Source organism: Sphingomonas caeni, from assembly GCF_026013415.1.
GTDB lineage: Bacteria > Pseudomonadota > Alphaproteobacteria > Sphingomonadales > Sphingomonadaceae > Sphingomonas > Sphingomonas caeni.
The window spans coordinates 663,498-683,635 of record NZ_JAPDOK010000002.1 but is presented as its reverse complement, the minus strand read 5'-3'; the positions used below and the strand labels follow the sequence as shown (position 1 = coordinate 683,635).

Below are 20,138 nucleotides of genomic sequence, written 5' to 3'. Positions count from 1 at the left end.
CCCTCCACCAGCTTCGCTGGTCCCCCTCCCCGTTCCGGGGAGGAATGCTATAGCCACCCCATGGACCCGATCGACCGCATCGCCGCAGCCCTGGAACGCCTCTCGCCCCCGCCGCCCGAGCCCGCGGACCCGCTCGTGCATCCGGCCTATGTCTGGCGCGACCACGCCCTCACCGCCGCGCGCGCCTTCGAGCCGCTGCCGCTGGACCTCCTCCATGGCATCGACGCCCAGCGCGACGCGCTCACCGCAAACCTCGCCCGCCTCGCCCAGGGCCATGCCGCGCAGGACGTGCTGCTCTGGGGCGCGCGCGGCACCGGCAAGTCGGCGCTGGTCAAGAGCGCGGTCGCGCAGGTCCAGGGCGAAGGCGGAAACCTCGCGCTGATCGAGGCGGTCACGCCGCAGCTCGACACCCTCCCCCAGCTCTTCGCCGCCATCGCCCGGGTCTCCCGTGCCTTCGCCGTCTTCATCGACGATCTCGGCTTCGACGCCGCCGGCGACGCCCGCGCGCTCCGCTCGATGCTCGAAGGCGGCGCCGAGGCCCGCCCCGCCAATGCCCGGCTGCTCGTCACCTCGAACCGCCGCCACCTGATCCCGCGCGACATCGCCGAGCAGAACAGCGCGATCAATCCGCGCGATTCGGTCGACGACAGCCTCGCCCTGGCCGACCGGTTCGGCCTAAGCCTCGGCTTCCACGTGATCGACCAGGACACCTATCTCGCGATCGTGCGCACCTATTGCGAAGCGCACGCTTTGCCTTTCGACGGCCCGGAAGCCATCAACTGGGCGACACGCAGGGGGAGCCGCTCGGGCCGCGTGGCATGGCAATATGTCGTCGATCTGGCGGGACGGGAGGGGAAGGCGCTGTAAATTCCTCCCCGTTCCGGGGAGGAATTGATTAGCCGAGCGCCTCCACCATCTCCGCCAGCTCCAGCCAGCGCATCTCAGCCGCGTCCTTCTCCTCGCGCGCCGCGGCGACCGCCTTCATCAGCGTGTCGAACTTCGCCCGATCCTTCGCATAGAGCGATCCGTCCGCCAACGCCGCCTCGTCGCGCGCGATCGCCCCGTCGAGTTCCTCGATCCGGCGCGGCAGCAGGTCGTAATCGCGCTGGTCCTTGTAGCTGAGCTTGGTCGCTTTCTTCGGCGCCTCCACAACCGGCGCGGCCTTTGCCACCACCTTTTTCGGCTCTGCCCGCCGCTTCCGCTTCGCCTCCCAATCGGCATAGCCGCCCGCGACCATGTCCACCGCGCCCGACCCGTCGAGGCCCAGCGTCACCGTCACCGTGCGATCCAGAAAGTCGCGGTCATGGCTGACGATCAGCACCGTCCCCTCATAGTCCGCGATCACCTCCTGCAGCAGGTCGAGCGTCTCGAGATCGAGATCGTTGGTCGGTTCGTCGAGCACCAGCAGGTTCGACGGCCGGGCGAATTCGCGCGCCAGCAGCAGCCGCGAGCGCTCGCCGCCCGAAAGCGTCCCGATCTTCGCATCGGCGAGGCTGGGCTCGAACAGGAACTCCTTCAGATAGCCGTGGATATGCTTTTTCGAGCCCAGCACCTCGATCCATTCGCCGCCCTGGGTCAGCACGTCGCGCACGCTCTTCGCCGGATCCATCAGCGAGCGCTGCTGGTCGATCACCACCCCGTCGAGCGTCTTGGCCAGCCTCACCTCGCCCTCGTCGGGCGCCAGCTCCCCCGTCAGCAGCTTGAGCAGGGTCGACTTGCCCGCGCCGTTCGCGCCGACGATCCCGATCCGGTCGCCGCGCGTCACGCGCAGGCTCATGTCCCTGATGATCGTGCGGTCCCCGAACCTCTTGGTCACATGCTTGGCGTCGATCACCACCTTGGTGCGCGCATCGTCGCTGCCGATCGCCAGCGCCGCCGCGCCCTGCGGGCCCATCATCGCCGCCCGCGCCGCGCGCATCTCGTGCAGCTTGGCGAGCCGCCCCTGGTTGCGCCGCCGCCGCCCGGTCACCCCGCGCTGGAGCCAATGCTCCTCGATCTTGAGCTTGGCATCGAGCCGCTCGGCGTTGCGCGCCTCCTCGGCATAGACGGTCTCGGTCCACACCTCGAACCCGCCAAAGCCGATCTCGGCGCGCCGGATCGTCCCCCGGTCGAGCCACAAGGTCTGCTTGGTCAGCCGGGTCAGAAAGGTCCGGTCATGGCTGATCGCGACGAACGCGCCGGTATATTTGCCGAGCCAGCCCTCGAGCCAGTCGATCGCCGCGATATCGAGATGGTTGGTCGGCTCGTCCATCAGCAGCACGTCGGGGTCCATCGCCAGCGCCCGCGCGATCGCCGCGCGGCGCCGCTCGCCCCCGGACGCGGTCGCCGCCTCGGTCGAGAGATCGACGCCCAGCTGATCGGCGATCGCCTCGACCTCGTGACCGGCAGGCGCGCCCTCGCCCGAGAGCGCGAAGTCCCTGAGCGTCGCAAACCCATCGACCCGAGGGTCCTGTTCGAGCAGCACCACCCGAGTCCCCGGCTGGATCGTCCGCCGCCCCTCGTCGCTGTCGATCGCGCCTGCGATGAGTTTAAGTAGCGTCGTCTTCCCCGCCCCGTTGCGCCCGATCAGCGCCAGCCGGTCGCGCTGCCCGACATAGATGTCGAGCCCGCGGAACAGCCAGCCGGATCCTTGAACGAGCCCGAGGCCCTCATAAGCGAGTACAGGTGCAGCCATGCCGCGCCACCTAGGGGGCGGCGCTGTTGCCCGCAAGCTACGCTCTCCTGACACTCGCCTGACAACCATGTTCAGGGGCTATTCAATGGGGCACCCCTATGTCAGACCGATGAGAATGCTCGTGAAACCCGTTCTGTTTGCGTGTCTGTCGGCGCTTGCGCTGACGGCGGCGGGTGCGCGCATGCCCGATCGCTACGGCCATCAGGACGGCGGTCAGGAGGCCGCGAGCCGCGGCCGCCAGCAGAACCAGTTGCTCCCGGTGCGTGAAATCGAGCGCCGCGTGAAGCCGATGATGGGCGACGCGCAATATCTCGGATTTCTGTTCGATCCGCAGACGAGCGTTTACACGCTCAAATTCCTGCGCAATGGATCGGTTATCTGGGTGGACGTCGACGGCCGCAGCGGCCGGATCATCCGCCGAACCGGCTAAGCGCGGGGAAAAACATGCGACTCTTGATCGTCGAGGACGAACCCAATCTGGGCAACCAGCTCCGCAACGCGCTCGAGGGCGCCGGCTATGCCGTCGATCTCGCGACCGATGGCGAGGAGGGGCATTTCCTGGGGTCCACCGAAACCTATGACGCGGTGATCCTCGATCTCGGCTTGCCCGAGGTCGATGGCCTCACCGTGCTCGACCGCTGGCGCCGCGAGGGCAAGACCACGCCCGTGCTCGTGCTCACCGCGCGCGACTCGTGGTCGGACAAGGTTGCCGGGCTCGATGCCGGCGCCGACGATTATGTCGCCAAGCCCTTCCAGACCGAGGAGCTGATCGCCCGCCTGCGCGCGCTGATCCGCCGCGCCTCGGGCAATGCTTCGGCCGAGCTGACCGCGGGCGATATCCGCCTCGACACGCGCTCGGGCAAGGTCACCAAGGACGGCGAGCCGGTCAAGCTCACCGCGCAGGAGTACAAGCTCCTCTCCTACCTGCTCCATCACAAGGGCAAGGTGGTCAGCCGCACCGAGCTGATCGAGCATATCTACGATCAGGATTTCGATCGCGATTCGAACACGATCGAAGTGTTCGTCACGCGCATCCGCAAGAAGCTCGGCCCCGATGTGATCACCACGATCCGCGGCCTGGGCTACAGCCTCGAAGAGCCCGCCGGCGTTGCCTGAGGCCGCCCCCCTCGGGCTGCGGCTCGCGGGGGTCGGGGCCTTTTTGTCCAGCCTCTGGAAACGGCGGCCGCGCGCCGCCACGCCGCCGCCCCTGGCCGAGGGCGAGGAGGCGTTCCCGTCGCGCGGCTATGTCCGGGTCACCGGCTCGCTCAGCCGCCGCATGGTGTTCATCGCCACCGCCTGGATCGCGGTGCTGCTGATCGGCGGCGGCTATGCGCTCGACCGCGTGATCGTGACGGTCACCACGCGCAACTTCGACGAGCAGCTCAGCCTGCTCATCAATTCGATGGTCCTCTCGGCCGAACTCGGCCCGGGCGGCGAGGTGTTCTTCCGCAGCGAGCTGGCCGATCAGGGCTATATCGAGCCCAATTCGGGCAGCTATTGGCAGGTCAGCGGCGAAGGTTACGAGACCTTCCGCTCGCGCTCGCTGTGGGACACGCGGCTCAAGGTCCATTCGGGGCACAACGACATCAACGTCCATTATTACGACAGCGACGAGATCCCCGATCAACGGCTGCGCATTGCCGAGCGCGACGTCAGGCTCCCCGGATCGCAGGTCAGCTGGCGGTTCCAGGTCACGCGCAACCGCGCCTTGCTCGACGCCCAGATCGCCGAACTCCGCCGCACGCTCGTGCGCAGTTTCCTGCTGCTCGCGCTCGGCCTGATCGTCATGGCGGGCCTGCAGACCTGGTATGGCCTCAGGCCGCTGCGCAAGGTCCGCTCCGAACTCTCGCGGCTGCGCGCCGGCCAGACGACGCGGATCGAGGGTGCGATGCCCGCCGAAGTCGCCCCGATGGTCGAGGAACTCAACGCGCTGATCGAGCATAATGATCGCCAGGCCGAGGAGGCGCGCCGCCACGCCGGCAATCTCGCCCATGCGCTCAAGACCCCCCTGAGCGTCATCATGAACGCCGCCGCCGCGGGCCAGGCCGATCTCGGCCCCAGCGTGATCCGCGAGGCGCGGACGATGCGCCGCCAGATCGACCACCACCTCGCCCGCGCCCGCGCGGTCGGCCGGCGCGGCAGCGCGCACAGCCGCGCCGCCGTCTGGCCCTCGGTCCAGGCGGTCGAGCGCGCCGTCGCCCGGCTCTACCCGAACGTCCGCATCGACATTGACGGCGACCATGATCTGGTCGCGCATATCGAGCGGCAGGACCTGGACGAAATCCTCGGTAACCTGGTCGAGAATGCCGCCAAATATGGCGGCGGCAGCGTGTTCATCACCGCCTCGGTCCAGGCCGGGTTCGTCGAACTCATGGTCGAGGATGACGGCCGCGGAATCCCCGAGGCCGACCGCATCCGCATCTTCGATCGCGGCGTCCGCCTCGACAGCGGCAAGCCCGGCACCGGGCTCGGCCTCGCGATCGTCCGCGACGTGGCGGAGATTTACGACGGCACCGTCAGCCTCGAGGAATCGGAGGATCTGGGCGGGCTGCTCGTGCGGCTCAGGCTGCCGGCAGCAGGCTGATTTTGTCACGGCGCCGTGAGGCGATCAAGAAAGCCTAGGTAATTCCCGACTCCGGACGATTCCCGACTGTCGCCGAATCGCGAAAGGATTCATTGCGGCGCCACGCCCCGAGGGTCGCACTTGCGGGACATCAGGCCGGGCGGAGCCCCCTCCGCCCGGCCTTTTTCTCTCTTGAATCCTCCCCCGGAGGGGGAGGGGGACCGCGAAGCGGTGGAGGGGTAATCTCCACAAGCGACGTCATCGCGTGTTGATACTACCCCTCCGTCAGGCTGCGCCTGCCACCTCCCCCTCCGGGGGAGGATTTCCAAGCCCGCGCATCACCTCCGCGGTAATCGCAAGGCTCCGCTTGCGCGCGTCGTGATCGTACATCGCGCTCGCGATCATCAATTCGTCCGCCCCGGTCCGCGCGATGAAGTCGCCGATCCGCCGCGTCACCGTTTCGGGCGATCCCACCGCGCTCGCCGACAGCACCTGATCGAGGATCGCGGCATGCGGCCCCAGGCTCGCGCGATAGCCCGCGACCGGCGGCGGCAGCTGGATCGGCTGGTTGGTGCGCAGCGCCACGAACGCCTGTTGCTGCGAACTCGCGAGCAATTCGGCCTCCTCATCGGTGTCCGCCGCGAACACGTTGAACCCCAGCATGACATGAGGCTTTTCCAGCGCCGCCGAGGGCCGGAAGTTGCGCCGATAGACGTCGATCGCCTCGTCGAGCAGCCCCGGCGCGAAATGCGAGGCGAAGGCGTAGGGCAACCCCAGCGCCGCCGCGAGTTGCGCCCCGAACAGACTCGACCCCAATATCCACAGATCGACCTTGGCCCCCGCGCCCGGCACCGCGCGGATGCCGGTCTGCCCGTCATCGGCGAAATAGCTTTGCAGCTCCATCACATCGCGCGGGAATTCATTGGCGTCGCTCTCCAGCGTCCGCCGGATCGCCCGCGCCACCTTCATGTCCGATCCCGGCGCCCGCCCCAGCCCCAGGTCGATCCGCCCCGGAAACAGCGCGTCGAGCGTCCCGAACTGCTCGGCGATCACCAGGGGCGCATGGTTGGGCAGCATGATCCCGCCCGCCCCGATCCGGATCGTGGAGGTCGCCTGCCCGACATGGGCGATCACCACCGACGTCGCCGCGCTGGCAATCCCCGCCATGCCGTGATGCTCGGCGACCCAGTAGCGCGTGAAGCCGAGGCTTTCGGCATGCCGCGCCAGATCGGCGGCATTGGCCAGACTTTGGGCAACGCTCCCACCCTGAACGACGGGGACGAGATCGAGCAGCGAATAAGCGGTCATGCGCCGGGAGATGGGGAGGCGGTGGCGCCTCTGCCAGAAAGAAGAAGTTTAGAGGTTCCGCAAAGACGCAAAGACGCGAAGAGAACTCGCTTCCGCGAAGCGGTTGCGGGCAATCTCGAAGCAATGACTGCCGCTGCGCGGCGGGAACGGCGGCGCCCCATGAACCAACATCTTCGCGTCTTTGCGTCTTCGCGGAATCAATCTTCTAAAACCCGAAGCTCACCCGCACCGCACCGCCGCGATCGTCCGGGATCACCGCGAAATTCCCCGGATCGCGCCGCACGAACAGATTGCCGCTGATATCGCCGCCCAGGAAGGGCCGTATATAGCTCAGCTCGAAGTCGAGTTCGCGCCCCTGCGGCGCCAGGTTGAGCCGCGCCGCATTCCACGCGGTCACGCTCAGCGTCCCATAGTCCCATTCGGACGGCAGCAGATAATCGATCCCGCCCTGCGAAACCCGAAGCGGCTGCGCCACGCGCAAGCCGATCCGGTCGCCCCCGCCGAACAGGCCGGCCTTGCCGATATCCCCCGCGAACCCGCTCGTCCGGATCAGCCCCGAACCCTGCACGCCCCCGCGAAGCCGCGCCCAGCTCCAGCCCTGCCGCAACGATCCGCCCAGCGTCCAGCCGCTCCCGAAATCCGCCCGCGCGCCCAGATCGAGGAACAGGCTATCCGCCCGCGCCGACCCGAACCCGCCGAGGAAGCGCGCGCCCAGCACCGTATCCGTCTCGCGCATCCGCGTGGCGGAGGCGCCGATCCGCACCGCGCCGACCTGCCGGTCGAGCCCCAGGGTCGTCCGCGCATAGCCCAGCCGCTCGGGCCGCCCCATCAGCAGCGTCAGCGTGGTGTCGCGCCGCGCGAGCACATCGCCATATTCGGCCGCAAGCGTCACACCCCAGGGCCCCAGCTTCTGCCGCACCGCGACCGACCCGCCGACATCGACATCGAACCCCGTCGAATTGACCGGATCGCGCGCCACCAGGAACGCCGGATCGTCGCGTCCGGCCAGCCAGGCGGTCAGCGCATTGCCGCTCTCCGACGCGCCGATCGCGAAGTCCGCCCTGCCGGTCAGATGCCCGATCACCGACGCCGCCAGGATATGCGCCCGCCGTGCATCCTCGCCGCGCAGCCCCAGCCGCTCGAGCGCCAGCGGCTCGCTATCGGGCAGCAGCGAGACATTGACCCGCATGCCCTTCACGCCCACCGCGAAGCTCCGCTCGCGCGACGCCATCAGCCCGGGCAGCCGCCGCTGCGGCCCCTGCCGGTCGATCGTCTGCGCCAGGTCCATCACGAAGGCGCGCTGGAATCCGTCGAGCACCACGCTGCTCATCGCTCCCTGCCGCGCATCGCCCATCGGCGCGGAGAGCGTCAGGTTGACGTTGTTGACCGACGAGAAGCTGGTCGTCCCGGCGATCGACATCGATCCGATCGGCTGGAAGGCGCGGTTCAGGTCGAGAATGCCGCGGCCATAGACATCGTCGATCCCCGGCGCCCCGGCATCGCGCGCGCTGGCATAGAGCAATGCGACGATCTGGTCCCCGGTCAGGTTCGGAAAGGCCTGGGCGAGCAGCGCGATCGCGCCCACGATCTGCGGCGCCGAGAAGCTGGTGCCGGACCAGAAAAAGGGCGTGTTGTTCTGGTCGGGCGCGCGCACCTGCTCGCCCACCGCCGCCAGGTAGAAATTCCTGCTCGGCCCCGACCCGGCCCGGTTCGAGAAGGTCGAGATCGTGTCGTTGGCGCCCACCGACCCGGCGATGATGATCAGCCCGTGCGAGACCGCCAGATTTGGCGCGTTCTGGGTGAAGGGATCGGGATTGGCGCCCTCGGGCTTGTCGCCGTCATTGCCCGCCGACTGGACGATGATGATCCCCGCCGCGGTCGCCTGGCTCATCGCGGTGGTGAGCTGCGCATTGGGCGCGCCGCCGCCCAGCGAGATGTTGATCACCCGCACCCCGCCAGTGGTCCGCGCAGTGTTGATCGCGGTCGCGATCGCGCCGTCGTTGAACTTGCAGCCGCTGTCGGGGTCGCTCGCCACCTCGGTCGCGCAGCTGCCCGGCGTATCGGCGCGGAACACCAGCAGCTGGCCGTCGAACGCCACCCCGTGCGTCCCCGCGCCGTTGCGCCGCCCGGCGATGGTGAAGGCGACCGCAGTGCCGTGCCCGCCCTCGTCGTCGATCGTCGGATTGCCCGCGGTATCGCGCGACGCGGCGAGGATGCGGCAGCTCCCCGTGCCCGCCCCGCCCGAACAGTCGCCGAATTCCTCGCTCTGCAGGTCGATGCCGCTGTCGATGATCCCGATCTTGATGGTCGCGCCGGTCCCGCCGTGCGTATAGGCGGTGAGCGCATTCATCGAGACCGCGCCCACGGTCGAGCGATATTCGGCGGTGTCGAACGCGGACGGCGTCGGGGTCGGCGTGGGGGTGGGAACCGGGGTCGGCGCCGGAGTCGGCGTGGGGGTCGGAACCGGCGCGGGCGCGGGGCTGATCCCGCCCCCGCCGCCACTACCGCCGCTGCACGCGGCGAGCAGCAGCATGGCTCCCAGAGCGGCGGACTGGCCCAGCCGCGAGCGATGACCCGATTTCATGCCTGACGATACCCCGATATCTGCGCGCCGGCGCATATCAAATTCCATGCCTTTACCATGGCTTAACGGGAAAGGGCCGCGCCGCCTTGCCGGGGGGACCGCCACCTTCTATCGGCTCCCGACCATGCGCGCCGAGCTCAACCATATCCGCAACTGGATCTTCGATCTCGACAACACCCTCTACCCCGCGAGCGCCAATCTGTTTCCGCTCATAGACGCCCGAATGGGCGAATATATCATGAAGCTGATCGGCTGCGATGCCGTGGAAGCCCATAGGATCCAGAAAGACTATTTCTTCGCGCACGGCACGACGCTCTCCGGACTGATGACCGAACATGCCGTCGATCCGCATCATTTCCTCAACTACGTCCACGACATCGACATGGACGTGCTCGAGCGGAACGAGGCGCTGGTCGCGGCGCTCGCGCGGCTGCCGGGGCGCAAGCTGATCTTCACCAATGCCGACACCGATTATGCTGGCCGCATCCTCGAACGGATCGGGCTCCACGACAGCTTCGAAGCGGTGCACGACATCCACGCCACCGGATTCCGCCCCAAGCCCGATCCCCAGGCCTATCAGGGCCTGTGCGACGCGTACGGCCTCGATCCGGCGCATTCGCTGTTCGTCGAGGATCTCGCGCGCAACCTGAAGCCGGCCAAGGCGATCGGCATGGCCACCGTCTGGGTCGATAACGGCTCCGAACAGCCGCCGAACGATAGCGACCGCAGCTTCATCGACTATACGACCAAAGACATCGGCCATTGGCTGCTCGAAATCCTGGAGGACCAAGCGTGACTCTCGAAACCACCATCGACGCCGCCTGGGAAACCCGCACCGAGCTGAGCACAGCCACCCAGGGCGAGATCCGCGATGCCGTGAACCAGGCGCTGGCGCTGCTCGACAGCGGCGCGGCGCGCGTCGCCGAGCCGGACGGTCCAGAAGGTAGTGGAGCCTGGAAAGTCAATCAGTGGCTCAAGAAAGCCGTCCTCCTCTCCTTCCGCCTCAACGACAACCAGGTCATGCAGGGCGGCTGGTTCGACAAGGTCCCGCTCAAATTCGCCGACTGGGGCGAGAACCGCTTCCGCGAGGCCGGCTTCCGCGCGGTGCCGGGCAGCGTGGTCCGCCACGGTGCCTTTATCGGCCGTAACGCGGTCCTCATGCCGAGCTTCGTCAATATCGGCGCTTATGTCGGCGAGGGCACGATGGTCGATACCTGGGCGACGGTCGGCAGCTGCGCGCAGATCGGGCGGAACGTCCATCTCTCGGGCGGCGCCGGCATCGGCGGGGTGCTCGAGCCGCTCCAGGCCGATCCCGTCATCATCGGCGACGGCGCGTTCATCGGCGCCCGCGCCGAAGTCGCCGAGGGCGTCCGCGTCGGCGAAGGCGCGGTGCTCTCGATGGGCGTCTATCTCGGCGCCTCGACCAAGATCATCGACCGCGCGACAGGCGAGGTGCACCGCGGGGTTGTGCCCCCCTATGCCGTGGTCGTCCCGGGCAGCACCGGCGGCGGCGACGGCAAGCCCGGCCTCTACTGCGCGGTGATCGTCAAGACGGTCGATGCGCAGACACGGTCGAAGACGGGGATCAACGAGCTGCTGCGGGATTGATTGCAAATTCACCTCGTCAGGCTTAGATTTTGCTCATGAAGGAGCGCACGGTGGCCAAGACGATCGGCAAAAAGCGGCCGGCAACTCAAACGGGCTGGGTCATGCGCTCGTCAGCGAATGGTCAGGTCATTGCTCACGCAGCGACCAAGCAGGAAGCAGCAGACCGTGCACGGTTTCTTGCGGTCGCAAGCCTGAGCGCTGTTCCTAAAAAATCCAGCCTGACCCCCACGCGAGCCAAGAAGGCGGTTTCAAAGGTCGTGAAGGCCTCTGCTCAATCCGCTAAAGCCTGAGGCCGGATGGCCATCGCGTCCACCAACGCTCAGGACGTCTTCATCAATTGTCGCTTTGATCCTGCATGGCACAGCAAATTCGAGGCGCTGGCGTTTGCGGTCATCGGCTGCGGTTTTCGCGTGAGATGTGCCAGAGAGCTGGATGACGCCGCTGGCACACGGATCGACAAGCTTTATCGGATCATCCAGGAAAGCCGGTACGGCATCCACGATATATCCTGTGTGGAATTGGATGCTGCAAATAACCTTCCACGCTTCAATATGCCCCTGGAACTAGGCTTTTTCCTTGCCGCTAAACAATATGGTGGCGTTGGGCAGAAGGAGAAGCGCTGTTTGATCTTCGAGAGCGAACCCTATCGCTACCAGCAGTTTATCTCCGATCTGAACGGCATGGATATCGCTGCGCATGGCGATGACCCACGAACGATGGTGCGGCGCGTGCGCGATTTTCTCTTCACGTCATCGCGGCGAAAGACAATTCCCACCGCGAACAACTTGGTGGCGAGCTACGATGCGTTCCAAGCTGCACGACCCAAGTTGCTGGCCGACGCCGGCTTGGGGCATGGGCCACTACTTTTCGCCGACTACGAGATGCTCGCTATCGAATGGGTGCGAGCGAACGCGGCCTAGGACAGACCGTTAGATTTGGATGCTGCAGCATGACCGAACCCATGACCTATGGGCGCTATCTCGCGCTCGATCAGCTCCTCACCGCGCAGCATCCGCTGTCGGACCGCGACGACGAGCTGCTCTTCATCATCATCCACCAGACCAAGGAGCTGTGGCTCAAGCAGATGCTGGTCGAGGTGCGCGACGCGATCCGGCTGGTCCGCGCGGACAAGCCGGTCGAGGCGTACAAGAACCTCGCCCGGGTCAGCCGCATCCAGGCGGTGATGACGCTCAGCTGGGACGTGCTCGCGACGATGACCCCGTCCGATTACACCCGCTTCCGCGGCGTGCTCGGCACCAGCTCGGGCTTCCAGTCGGACCAGTTCCGCGCGGTCGAGACGGCACTCGGGGTGCGCGGCGGCGGCGTGCCCGGCCCGCTCACCATCGCCGCCGCCGCCGAGCCGAGCCTGTGGGACGAGGCCAATGCCGCGCTCGCCCGCGCCGGCTTCGCGATCCCGCAAGAGGCGCTCCGGCGCGACTGGCCCCGCCCCTATGCGCCCCACAAAGGCGTCGAGGATGCCTGGGCGCAGGTCTATCGCGACACCGCGGCGCATTGGGAGCTGTATCAGCTCGCCGAGAAACTGGTCGATATCGACGATGCCTTCGCCACGTGGCGGCACAAGCATGTGCTGACCGTCAGCCGCGTGATCGGGATGAAGCCCGGCACCGGCGGCACCGCGGGCGTCCCCTATCTCGAATCGACCCTCAGCAAGCGCGCCTTCCCCGAACTCTGGTCGCTCAGGACGCAATTGTGAGTTGCTGGATATCTTATCCTCCCCCGCCAGGGGGAGGTGGCGCCGAAGGCGACGGAGGGGGAGGACTCCCGCCATCAGCGTTCTGGAAATCCGCCCCCTCCGTCAGCTTCGCTGACACCTCCCCCTTGCGGGGGAGGATTGCATGATTAGCTACAAGCGCCTCTTCCAGCGCGCCATCGCCGCCGCGCCCGACCGGCTCCATTTCGCCGCGCATAGCCACCATCTCTGGCCCGACGCCTCCTATGTCGGCCAGCTCGCGGCGTGGGAGGACGGCGTCCGGCTCGCCGATCTCAAATGGGATCGGGTCATGGGCGAGATCTGGCCCGCCGCGCAGCACCATGTCGCGCGCGAACTCGGCCTGCCCGATCCGGACACGGTGGTGTTCGCCCCCAACACCCACGATCTGCTGCTCCGCATCGCCTCGGCCCTGCCGAAGCGCCCCTTTCGCATCCTCACCAGCGACGGCGAGTTCCACAGCTTCCGCCGCCAGGCCGCGCGCTGGGAGGAAGCGGGCAGCGCGGTCGTCGAGCGCGTGCCCATCGATCGCATCGCTGAGGCCGCACGTGCGGGTACCCACGACCTGATCTTCGCCAGTCATGTCCAGTTCGGAACCGGCGCGATCCTGACGAACCTCGAAGACCTTGCCGCGCTCGCCAAACCCGAGGGTCCGTGGGTGGTGATCGACGGCTATCACGGCTTCATGGCCACCCCGACCGATCTCTCGGCCGTCGCGGACCGCATCTTCTATCTCGCCGGCGGCTATAAATACGCGATGGCCGGCGAAGGCGCCGCCTTCCTCCACGCACCCCCCGGCTTCGGCCCGCGCCCCGAAATCACCGGCTGGTATGCCGAGTTCGACGATCTCGCGCTCCCGCCCGGCAGCATCGGCTACGCCCCGGACGCGCGCCGCTTCCTCGGCAGCACCTTCGATCCCTCGGGCATCTACCGCTTCGTCGCGGTCCGCGACATGCTCGCCGGCGAAGGCCTGACCACCGCGACAATCGCCGCGCATTGCGCCGCGCTGCGCGACCAGCTGCTGGCGGGCCTGCCCGGCACGCCGCTCGCCCGGGCCGAACTCCTCAACCCGCCCGACGCGGGCGCCAACGCCCGTTTTCTCGCCCTCCGCCACCCGCTCGCAGCACGGTGGAAGGCCGCACTCGAAGACCAGGACATCGTCACCGATGTCCGCGGCGACGTGCTCCGCATCGGCTTCGGCCTCTATCAGGATGCGCGCGACGTCGATCGGCTGCTCGGCGAACTCGCCCACCTCCCCGGAGCCCGGCCATGACCATTACCATCACCGCCTTCCAGGCCTCTCCGGATCGCGGCCGCGGCCTTGCGCGCGACATGCATGTCCGCTGGGCGCTCGAAGAGGTCGGCCAGCCCTATGACGTCCGCCTCGTCACCTTCGCCGAGATGAAGCAGCCCGCGCATCTGGCCCGCCACCCCTTCGGCCAGATCCCCACCTATGAGGAAAACGGGCTCACGCTGTTCGAATCGGGCGCGATCATCCTCCACATCGCCGAGCACCACCCAGGGCTTTTCCCCGAGGAGCCCGACGCCCGCGCCCGCGCGATCATGTGGATGTTCGCCGCGCTCAGCACGATCGAGCCGGTGGTCGTCGAATTCACTACGACGCTGATCTTCGATCGCGACAGGCCTTGGTACGCTGATCGTCTGCCCGTGCTTCAGGACCGCGCGCGCACCCGACTCGGCCAGCTTGCCGAGCGGCTCGGCGACGCCGACTGGCTCGACGGCGAATTCAGCGCCGGCGACCTGCTGGTGATCGACGTGCTGCGTCGGCTGGCGAGTTCGGGATTGCTCGACGAATTCCCCACCGTCGCTGCCTATGTCGCCCGCGGCGAGGCGCGTCCCGCGTTCCAGCGCGCCTTCGCCGATCAGCTCGCGGTCTTCACCGCCAGCCAGGCGGCCCCGTAAAAAGGGCCGGGCACCCATGCGCGTGCGCCCGGCCCAGGGGTAAGCCCCCAACAGGGGGGTCCTTATCTCAGCGCGAGGCCATCCGGCCCTCGGCCCGCAGCGCGGCGAGGCGCGGCGCGAGTTGGTGGTCGATATCCGCGCGGCATTCGGTGATCCGGTCCTCGACGCCGTCGCGCGCACCGGCATAGGAGCCGCACACCGCCTCCTTCGCGCCGGCGATGCGGCGGTCGAGCAGGCGGACGTCGCCCGGCTTCGACAGGTCGAGATCGTCGAGCCGGATGCTCGCGGTCTTGCCGTCCTGCCTGGTCGCCAGCGCCGGGACGGCGGCGAAGACGGTGGCCAGCGCCGCGATCGAGAGGGTGATCTTCTGCATGATGGGTCTCCGTTCCCAGGGTCGTGTTTGACCCTCACTGGATCGCACCAGGCCGCGCCGACGGAGAGGATGAGGAAGTGATGATTGACCGATGAACTGCCGATCATTCGCCGATATTGATCGTTACGCTTGGTTTTTGAGCCTAAATGCGATTCGATGGCGGCGATGGAACGGGTCGATCTTGCACATGAGGAAGCCTTCCGGCTGGGCCGGCTGACGGTCCGCCCGGGGCTGCGTCAGCTCGTCCGCGATGACGGTGCCGACGAGGTGGTCGAGCCGCGCGTGATGCAGGTCCTCGTCGCGCTCGCCCGCACGCCCGGCGCCATCCTCAGCCGCGACGATCTGACCTCGAGCTGCTGGGAAGGCCGCGTCGTCGGCGACGATGCGATCAACCGCGTCGTCTCGCGCTTGCGCCGCGCTGCCGACGGGATCGGCGAGGGCGGTTTCCGGATCGAGACCGTCACCAAGGTCGGCTACCGCCTCGTCCTCGACGGTGCCGCCGAAGCGCCCGCGCGCCCCGAAGCCGGGGCCGTCGCCGAACTCCGCCGGCTCAAGCTCGATCGCCGCGCGATGCTGATCGGCGCGGGCGCGGCGGCGACCGGCGCGGCGGGCTGGTGGGGCTGGCGGCGCTTCGCCGCCCCGCCCGCCGAGACGCCGCCCCCGCCCGAAGTCGCCGCGCTGATGCAGCAGGCCGCCATCGCCGCGCAGCAGGGCACCGCCGAGGGCGGCAGCCAGGCGCTCGGCCTGCTCCGCCGGGTCGTCGCGCTCAAGCCCGATTATGCCGATGGCTGGGGGATGCTCGCGCTCGCCTATGCCGGCGCGGCACTGGGCGGCGCGCCGTCCATCGAAGCGGATATGCGCAGCCGCGCCCAGGCTGCGATCCGCCGCGCCGAAAGCCTCGATCCGGACAATGCCTATGCCTCGGTCGCCACCGATGCGCTCAGGCCGCAGGTGCGCCATTGGGCCTCGGGCGAACGCACGCTGCGCACCGCGCTCGAACGCCACCCCACCAACATCTTCCTGCTGACCTCGCTCTCGATCACCCTGCTCAGCGTCGGGCGCTGCCGCGAATGCGCGGATGTGCTGGCGCGCGCCATCGCGGTCAGCCCGCCCACGCCGGGGCTCGTCTATTCGAACGTCCAGGCGCTCTGGGCCGCGGGCCGTCCCGAAGAGGCCGACCGCGCGATGGAAGCCGCCTATCAGCTCTATCCGAGCCACTTCGCGGTCTGGTTCACCCGCTATTATATCCTGATGTTCTCGGGCCGCGCGCAGGAATCGCTGGCGATGAGCGCCAATGTCGATCGCCGCCCGCCCGGCATCCCCGAATTCAACTTTCCGATGATCGATGCGGTGGCGAAGGCGATGCTCAGCCATGCACCCGCCGATATCGATCTGGCGATGAAGCTCAATCTGGAAGCCGCGCATCGCGGCAAGGGCTTCGCCGAAAACACGATCCAGTTCGCCGCGGCGCTCGGCCGGATCGACACCGCCTTCATGGTCGCCGACGCCTATTTCTTCAATCGCGGCTTCCAGATCGGCGAATTCCGCTTCGCCCCCGAACAGCGCACCTATCAGCGCCGCGACCTTCACCGCACCCAGTTCCTCTTCTACCCGTCGACACAGGCAATGCGCGCCGACCCGCGCTTCGAGAAGCTCGTCGCCGATGTGGGGCTGGCGCAATATTGGAAGGAAACGGGCAGCAAGCCGGACTATAAGAGCTAGGCGACGCGCCCCACCCCAAGCCGCGGAATCTCGATCTTCGGGCAACGGTCCATCACCACCTTGAGCCCGGCCGCCTCCGCCCGCGCCGCAGCCACATGGTTGATCACCCCGATCTGCAGCCACACCGCCGGCACGCCCGCCGCGATCGCCTCGTCGACCGCCTCGCCCGCCGCCAAGGGCCGCCGGAAGATGTCGACCAGGTCGATCTTCTCGCCGATCTGGCTCAACTCGCGGAACACATATTCGCCATGGATATGCTCGCCGGTGATCTGCGGATTGACCGGGATCACCCGGTATCCGCGCGATTGGAGGAACGCCATCACGCCATAGCTTGGCCGGTCGGGCCGGTCCGACGCGCCGATCATCGCGATCGTTCGCACGCCTTCGAGCAAAGCCTTGATATCCTCGTCGCGCGTCAGCGGCATCTTCTCTTCTCCAACCGTCATCCCGGCGAAAGCCGGGACCCAGAGTCACGGGCGACGTCCTGCTTGGCTCTGGGTCCCGGCTTTCGCCGGGATGACGAAAAAGATCAGAGCCGGGCCAAGACCTCAACCGCCAGCTTCGCAAACACTTCCGCCTGCGGCCCGTTCCCGAACGCCGGCGGCTCGCCCGCATCCGAAGCCTCGCGGATCGACAGCTCGAGCGGGATCCTCCCCAGGAACGGTATCTCCAGCGCTTCCGCCGCCGCCTCGGCCCCGCCCTTGCCGAACGGGTCCGAGACCTCGCCGCAATGCGGGCAGGCATAACCCGCCATATTCTCGATCAGGCCGAGGATCGGCACGTCCATCCGCCGGAACAGGTCGATCGCGCGCCGGGCGTCGATCAGCGCGAGATCCTGCGGGGTCGAGACGATCACCGCGCCCGCGGGCTTGTGCTTCTGCACCATGGTCAGCTGCACATCGCCCGTCCCCGGCGGCAGGTCGAGGATCAGCAGCTCGGCCTCGCCCCATTCGGCATCGACCAATTGCCCGAGCGCGCTTCCCGCCATCGGTCCGCGCCACGCGATCGCCTGCCCCTCGGCAACCAGCCCGCCCATCGAAAGGAGCGGCACGCCGAAGCGCGTCTCGACCGGGATCAGCTTCTCCTCGCGATGCTTGGGCCGGATCCCATCGACACCCATCAGCCGCGTCTGCGAGGGCCCATAGATATCGGCATCGACCAGCCCGACCTTCCTGCCCGCCCTGGCCAGCGCGATGGCAAGGTTCGCCGAGACGGTCGATTTCCCCACCCCGCCCTTGCCGCTCGCCACCGCGATGATCCGCCGCGCGCGCCGCTCGCTCGTCTGGAGCACGCGGACCTCCTCGATCCCCGCCAGCCCCAGCGCCGCCGCGCGCACATCCGCCTCCAGCTCCGCGCGCGCGCCCTCGGCCAGTCCCGTCACATCGAGCACGATGCTCGCCCGCGCCCCCTCGATCCGCGCGCTGGCGCGGCCGGCGGCGATGGGGGCGAGGATGGCCTGGAGTTCGGCGCGATCAGGTTCTTTGGCGGTCATGCCGCGTCACATAAGAGGACAATCGCAGCGTGCCACTGTAAATCCGCGCCGCCGCACTTATAAAGAAACGCATGGCAATCCATTTTCGCTCGCCCATCTGGATCAGCAGCTCGGAGAACGAGCCCCCGAAAAGCCCCTGGGGCGGCGGCGGCAAGAAGGGGAGCGACGATTCCCCGGATGGCGGCAAGGGCGGCCCGGGCGGCGGTTCGGGCAATGGCGGCGGCCCGCGCAACCCCTGGTCGGTCCCACCCGGCGGCCCGCGCCCCAGCCGCGGACCCGGCGCCACGCTCGATGATCTGTTCAAGCGCGCGCGCCGGGGTGCCGGCGGCGGCGGCGGCGGTGGCATCGGCGGCGGCCTGCCCGGCGTTCCGCTCAACCCGCGCGTCTGGCTGCTGATCGGCGTGGGCCTGGCCCTGCTCTGGGTCGGCTTCACCTCGATCCATTCGATCCAGCCCCAGGAGCGCGGCGTCGTCACCACGCTCGGCCGCTATTCCGGCACGCTCGAGCCGGGCTGGAGCTTCACACTCCCCGCGCCGATCAGCGAGGTCGAGATCGTCAATGTCCAGAATGTCCGCACCGAAAGCTTTCCGGAGAGCGGCAATGGCGAGAATCTGATGATCACCGGCGATCAGAATATCGTCGATCTCGCCTTCCAGGTGCGCTGGGACATCAGCAACGCGCCCGATTTCGCGTTCCAGATCAAGGAACCCAAGGAGACGGTCCGCGCGGTCGCCGAATCGGCGATGCGCGCCGCGGTCGCGCGCGCCAGCCTCAACGACACGATCGGTTCGGGCCGCACCCGGATCGAAGCCGAGGTCCAGATCGCGATGCAGCAAGTGCTCGACGAATATAATTCGGGCATCCGCGTGCTCGGCGTCGCGATCAAGAACGCCAGCGCGCCCCAGGCGGTCGACGACGCCTTCAAGGACGTCACCGCCGCCCAGCAGGACGCGCAGGCCGCGCGCAACAATGCCAACGCCTATGCGCAGCAGGTGCTCGCCGGGGCGCAGGGCGAGGCGGCCGAGTTCGACAAGATCTACGAACAGTACAAGCTCGCGCCCGAGGTCACCCGCCGCCGCATCTATTATGAGACGATGGAGAATGTGCTCTCGCGCACCAACAAGGTCATCGTCGAGACGCCGGGGGTGACCCCCTATCTGCCCTTGCCCGATCTCAAACGGCGCGAGCCCGAACCCGATATCGAAGTCCAGGGCAAGCGCCCGGGGGGTACACGATGAACGCCACCTGGTTCCGCGGGCCCGTCGCCTGGGCCATCTCCGCCGCCGCGCTGCTGATCGTTGCGCTCAGCTGCTTCGTGGTCATTCCCGAAACCGAGCAGGCGGTGATCCTGCGCATGCAAACGCCGCTGGTGACGATCAACGGCTATCAAAAGGGCGAGCAGTTCGGCCGGACCGGCGCGGGCGTGGTGTTCCGCATCCCCTTCATCGATCAGGTCATGCGCATCGACAAGCGCGTGCTCGATATCGAGCTGCAGAACCAGCCGGTCCTCTCGACCGACCAGCTCCGGCTCGAAGTCGATGCCTATGCGCGCTTCCGCGTCGTCGATCCGCTGTTGATGGTGAAGAGCGCGGGGACGGTGCAGCGCGTCACCGATCAGCTCACCCCGCTCTTCGCCTCGGCGCTGCGCAACGAGCTCGGCAAGCGCCCCTTCGCTTCCCTTCTCAGCCCCGAACGTGGGCAGGTGATGGATAATATCCAGGCAGCGCTTCAAAAGCTCGCCTCGCAATACGGCGTCGAGATCGTCGATGTCCGCATCAAGCATGCCGATCTGCCCAGCGGCTCGCCGCTCGATTCGGCCTATGCCCGCATGCGCACCGCCCGCCAGCAGGAAGCCGCGACGATCCGCGCCCAGGGCCAGAAGGAAGCGACGATCATCCGTGCCAACGCCTCGGCCCAGGCCGCGCAGATCCAGGCCGCCAGCTTCGGCAAGGACCCGGAATTCTACAATTTCTTCCGCGGCATGAAGTCGTACCAGAACGCCTTCCTCTACCAGGGGCAGGACAAGGGCGAGACCTCGATCATCCTGTCGCCGGAGAACAGCTATCTCCAGCAGTTCAGGAACCCCAAGTGAAGGGCAACGATGAAGCTTGCTAACCGTTCATATTCAATCACCGTTCAGCTTCCCGGGCCGAGAAATCGCC

20 protein-coding genes are annotated in these 20,138 nt (G+C 67.7%); 14 read left to right on the top strand and 6 right to left on the bottom strand.

Annotated elements, in window-relative coordinates; all coding sequences use genetic code 11:
* Positions 1–60 precede the first annotated feature (60 nt).
* A complete protein-coding gene (locus tag OF829_RS08075) occupies positions 61–867 on the top strand; it encodes an ATP-binding protein (protein ID WP_264939470.1) in 807 nt (268 codons plus the stop codon).
* Positions 868–895: 28 nt separating this feature from the next.
* Here OF829_RS08075 and OF829_RS08070 read toward each other — a convergent pair whose 3' ends face one another.
* On the bottom strand, positions 896–2,674 hold the full coding sequence (locus OF829_RS08070) for an ABC-F family ATP-binding cassette domain-containing protein (protein ID WP_264939469.1): 1,779 nt from the start codon (positions 2,672–2,674) through the stop codon (positions 896–898).
* 115 nt (positions 2,675–2,789) lie between these two features.
* Here OF829_RS08070 and OF829_RS08065 point away from each other — a divergent pair, with 115 nt between their 5' ends.
* The 3 genes from OF829_RS08065 to OF829_RS08055 all read left to right on the top strand — a co-directional run bounded on the left by OF829_RS08065 (position 2,790) and on the right by OF829_RS08055 (position 5,258).
* A complete protein-coding gene (locus tag OF829_RS08065; RefSeq protein ID WP_406701410.1) occupies positions 2,790–3,104 on the top strand; it encodes a hypothetical protein in 315 nt (104 codons plus the stop codon).
* A 14-nt stretch (positions 3,105–3,118) separates the two neighbouring features.
* Positions 3,119–3,790 carry a response regulator transcription factor gene (locus OF829_RS08060; RefSeq protein ID WP_264939468.1) on the top strand — a complete coding sequence of 224 codons (672 nt, stop codon included), beginning with the start codon at positions 3,119–3,121 and terminating at the stop codon, positions 3,788–3,790.
* 160 nt (positions 3,791–3,950) lie between these two features.
* The gene (locus OF829_RS08055; protein WP_264939598.1) at positions 3,951–5,258 is read left to right on the top strand and encodes a sensor histidine kinase; all 1,308 of its coding nucleotides are present in this window, start codon (positions 3,951–3,953) and stop codon (positions 5,256–5,258) included.
* Positions 5,259–5,522: 264 nt separating this feature from the next.
* On the opposite strand, the gene OF829_RS08050 is transcribed toward OF829_RS08055, so the two are convergent.
* Together OF829_RS08050 and OF829_RS08045 are read right to left on the bottom strand one after the other, a co-directional pair.
* Positions 5,523–6,545, bottom strand: a complete 1,023-nt coding sequence (locus OF829_RS08050; RefSeq protein ID WP_264939467.1) for an LLM class flavin-dependent oxidoreductase — start codon at positions 6,543–6,545, stop codon at positions 5,523–5,525.
* Between the two features lie 205 nt (positions 6,546–6,750).
* The gene (locus tag OF829_RS08045) at positions 6,751–9,129 is read right to left on the bottom strand and encodes a S8 family peptidase (protein ID WP_264939466.1); all 2,379 of its coding nucleotides are present in this window, start codon (positions 9,127–9,129) and stop codon (positions 6,751–6,753) included.
* A 124-nt stretch (positions 9,130–9,253) separates the two neighbouring features.
* Here OF829_RS08045 and OF829_RS08040 point away from each other — a divergent pair, with 124 nt between their 5' ends.
* From OF829_RS08040 to OF829_RS08010, 7 genes are all read left to right on the top strand, one after another.
* Positions 9,254–9,925 (top strand): pyrimidine 5'-nucleotidase, encoded by a 672-nt coding sequence (locus tag OF829_RS08040; protein ID WP_264939465.1) that lies wholly within the window; start codon positions 9,254–9,256, stop codon positions 9,923–9,925.
* Positions 9,922–10,737, top strand: coding sequence for a 2,3,4,5-tetrahydropyridine-2,6-dicarboxylate N-succinyltransferase (gene dapD, locus OF829_RS08035; protein WP_264939464.1), 816 nt, complete (start codon positions 9,922–9,924; stop codon positions 10,735–10,737). The genes OF829_RS08040 and dapD overlap by 4 nt, the downstream gene beginning before the upstream one ends.
* Positions 10,738–10,772: 35 nt before the next feature.
* Complete coding sequence (locus OF829_RS08030; RefSeq protein WP_264939463.1) at positions 10,773–11,027, top strand: hypothetical protein; 255 nt, start codon at positions 10,773–10,775, stop codon at positions 11,025–11,027.
* Between the two features lie 6 nt (positions 11,028–11,033).
* On the top strand, positions 11,034–11,657 hold the full coding sequence (locus tag OF829_RS08025) for a hypothetical protein (protein WP_264939462.1): 624 nt from the start codon (positions 11,034–11,036) through the stop codon (positions 11,655–11,657).
* A 29-nt stretch (positions 11,658–11,686) separates the two neighbouring features.
* Positions 11,687–12,451, top strand: a complete 765-nt coding sequence (locus OF829_RS08020; RefSeq protein ID WP_264939461.1) for a tryptophan 2,3-dioxygenase — start codon at positions 11,687–11,689, stop codon at positions 12,449–12,451.
* Positions 12,452–12,593: 142 nt separating this feature from the next.
* Complete coding sequence (locus tag OF829_RS08015; RefSeq protein ID WP_264939460.1) at positions 12,594–13,739, top strand: aminotransferase class V-fold PLP-dependent enzyme; 1,146 nt, start codon at positions 12,594–12,596, stop codon at positions 13,737–13,739.
* Positions 13,736–14,389: a glutathione S-transferase family protein gene (locus tag OF829_RS08010; protein WP_264939459.1), complete on the top strand. Its 654-nt coding sequence runs from the start codon at positions 13,736–13,738 to the stop codon at positions 14,387–14,389. Before OF829_RS08015 ends, OF829_RS08010 begins: the two co-directional genes overlap by 4 nt.
* Before the next feature lie 67 nt (positions 14,390–14,456).
* On the opposite strand, the gene OF829_RS08005 is transcribed toward OF829_RS08010, so the two are convergent.
* Positions 14,457–14,762 carry a UrcA family protein gene (locus OF829_RS08005; RefSeq protein ID WP_264939458.1) on the bottom strand — a complete coding sequence of 102 codons (306 nt, stop codon included), beginning with the start codon at positions 14,760–14,762 and terminating at the stop codon, positions 14,457–14,459.
* A gap of 165 nt (positions 14,763–14,927) precedes the next feature.
* Here OF829_RS08005 and OF829_RS08000 point away from each other — a divergent pair, with 165 nt between their 5' ends.
* Positions 14,928–16,484, top strand: coding sequence for a winged helix-turn-helix domain-containing protein (locus OF829_RS08000; RefSeq protein ID WP_264939457.1), 1,557 nt, complete (start codon positions 14,928–14,930; stop codon positions 16,482–16,484).
* On the opposite strand, the gene OF829_RS07995 is transcribed toward OF829_RS08000, so the two are convergent.
* On the bottom strand, positions 16,481–16,909 hold the full coding sequence (locus OF829_RS07995) for a CoA-binding protein (RefSeq protein WP_264939597.1): 429 nt from the start codon (positions 16,907–16,909) through the stop codon (positions 16,481–16,483). The genes OF829_RS08000 and OF829_RS07995 overlap by 4 nt on opposite strands.
* 104 nt (positions 16,910–17,013) lie before the next feature.
* Positions 17,014–17,976 carry a P-loop NTPase gene (locus OF829_RS07990; protein ID WP_264939456.1) on the bottom strand — a complete coding sequence of 321 codons (963 nt, stop codon included), beginning with the start codon at positions 17,974–17,976 and terminating at the stop codon, positions 17,014–17,016.
* Positions 17,977–18,047: 71 nt separating this feature from the next.
* On the opposite strand from OF829_RS07990, the gene hflK reads away from it, so the two are divergent.
* Together hflK and hflC are read left to right on the top strand one after the other, a co-directional pair.
* On the top strand, positions 18,048–19,214 hold the full coding sequence (gene hflK, locus OF829_RS07985; RefSeq protein WP_264939455.1) for an FtsH protease activity modulator HflK: 1,167 nt from the start codon (positions 18,048–18,050) through the stop codon (positions 19,212–19,214).
* A complete protein-coding gene (gene hflC / locus OF829_RS07980; protein WP_264939454.1) occupies positions 19,211–20,068 on the top strand; it encodes a protease modulator HflC in 858 nt (285 codons plus the stop codon). Before hflK ends, hflC begins: the two co-directional genes overlap by 4 nt.
* The last annotated feature ends 70 nt before the right edge of the window (positions 20,069–20,138 follow it).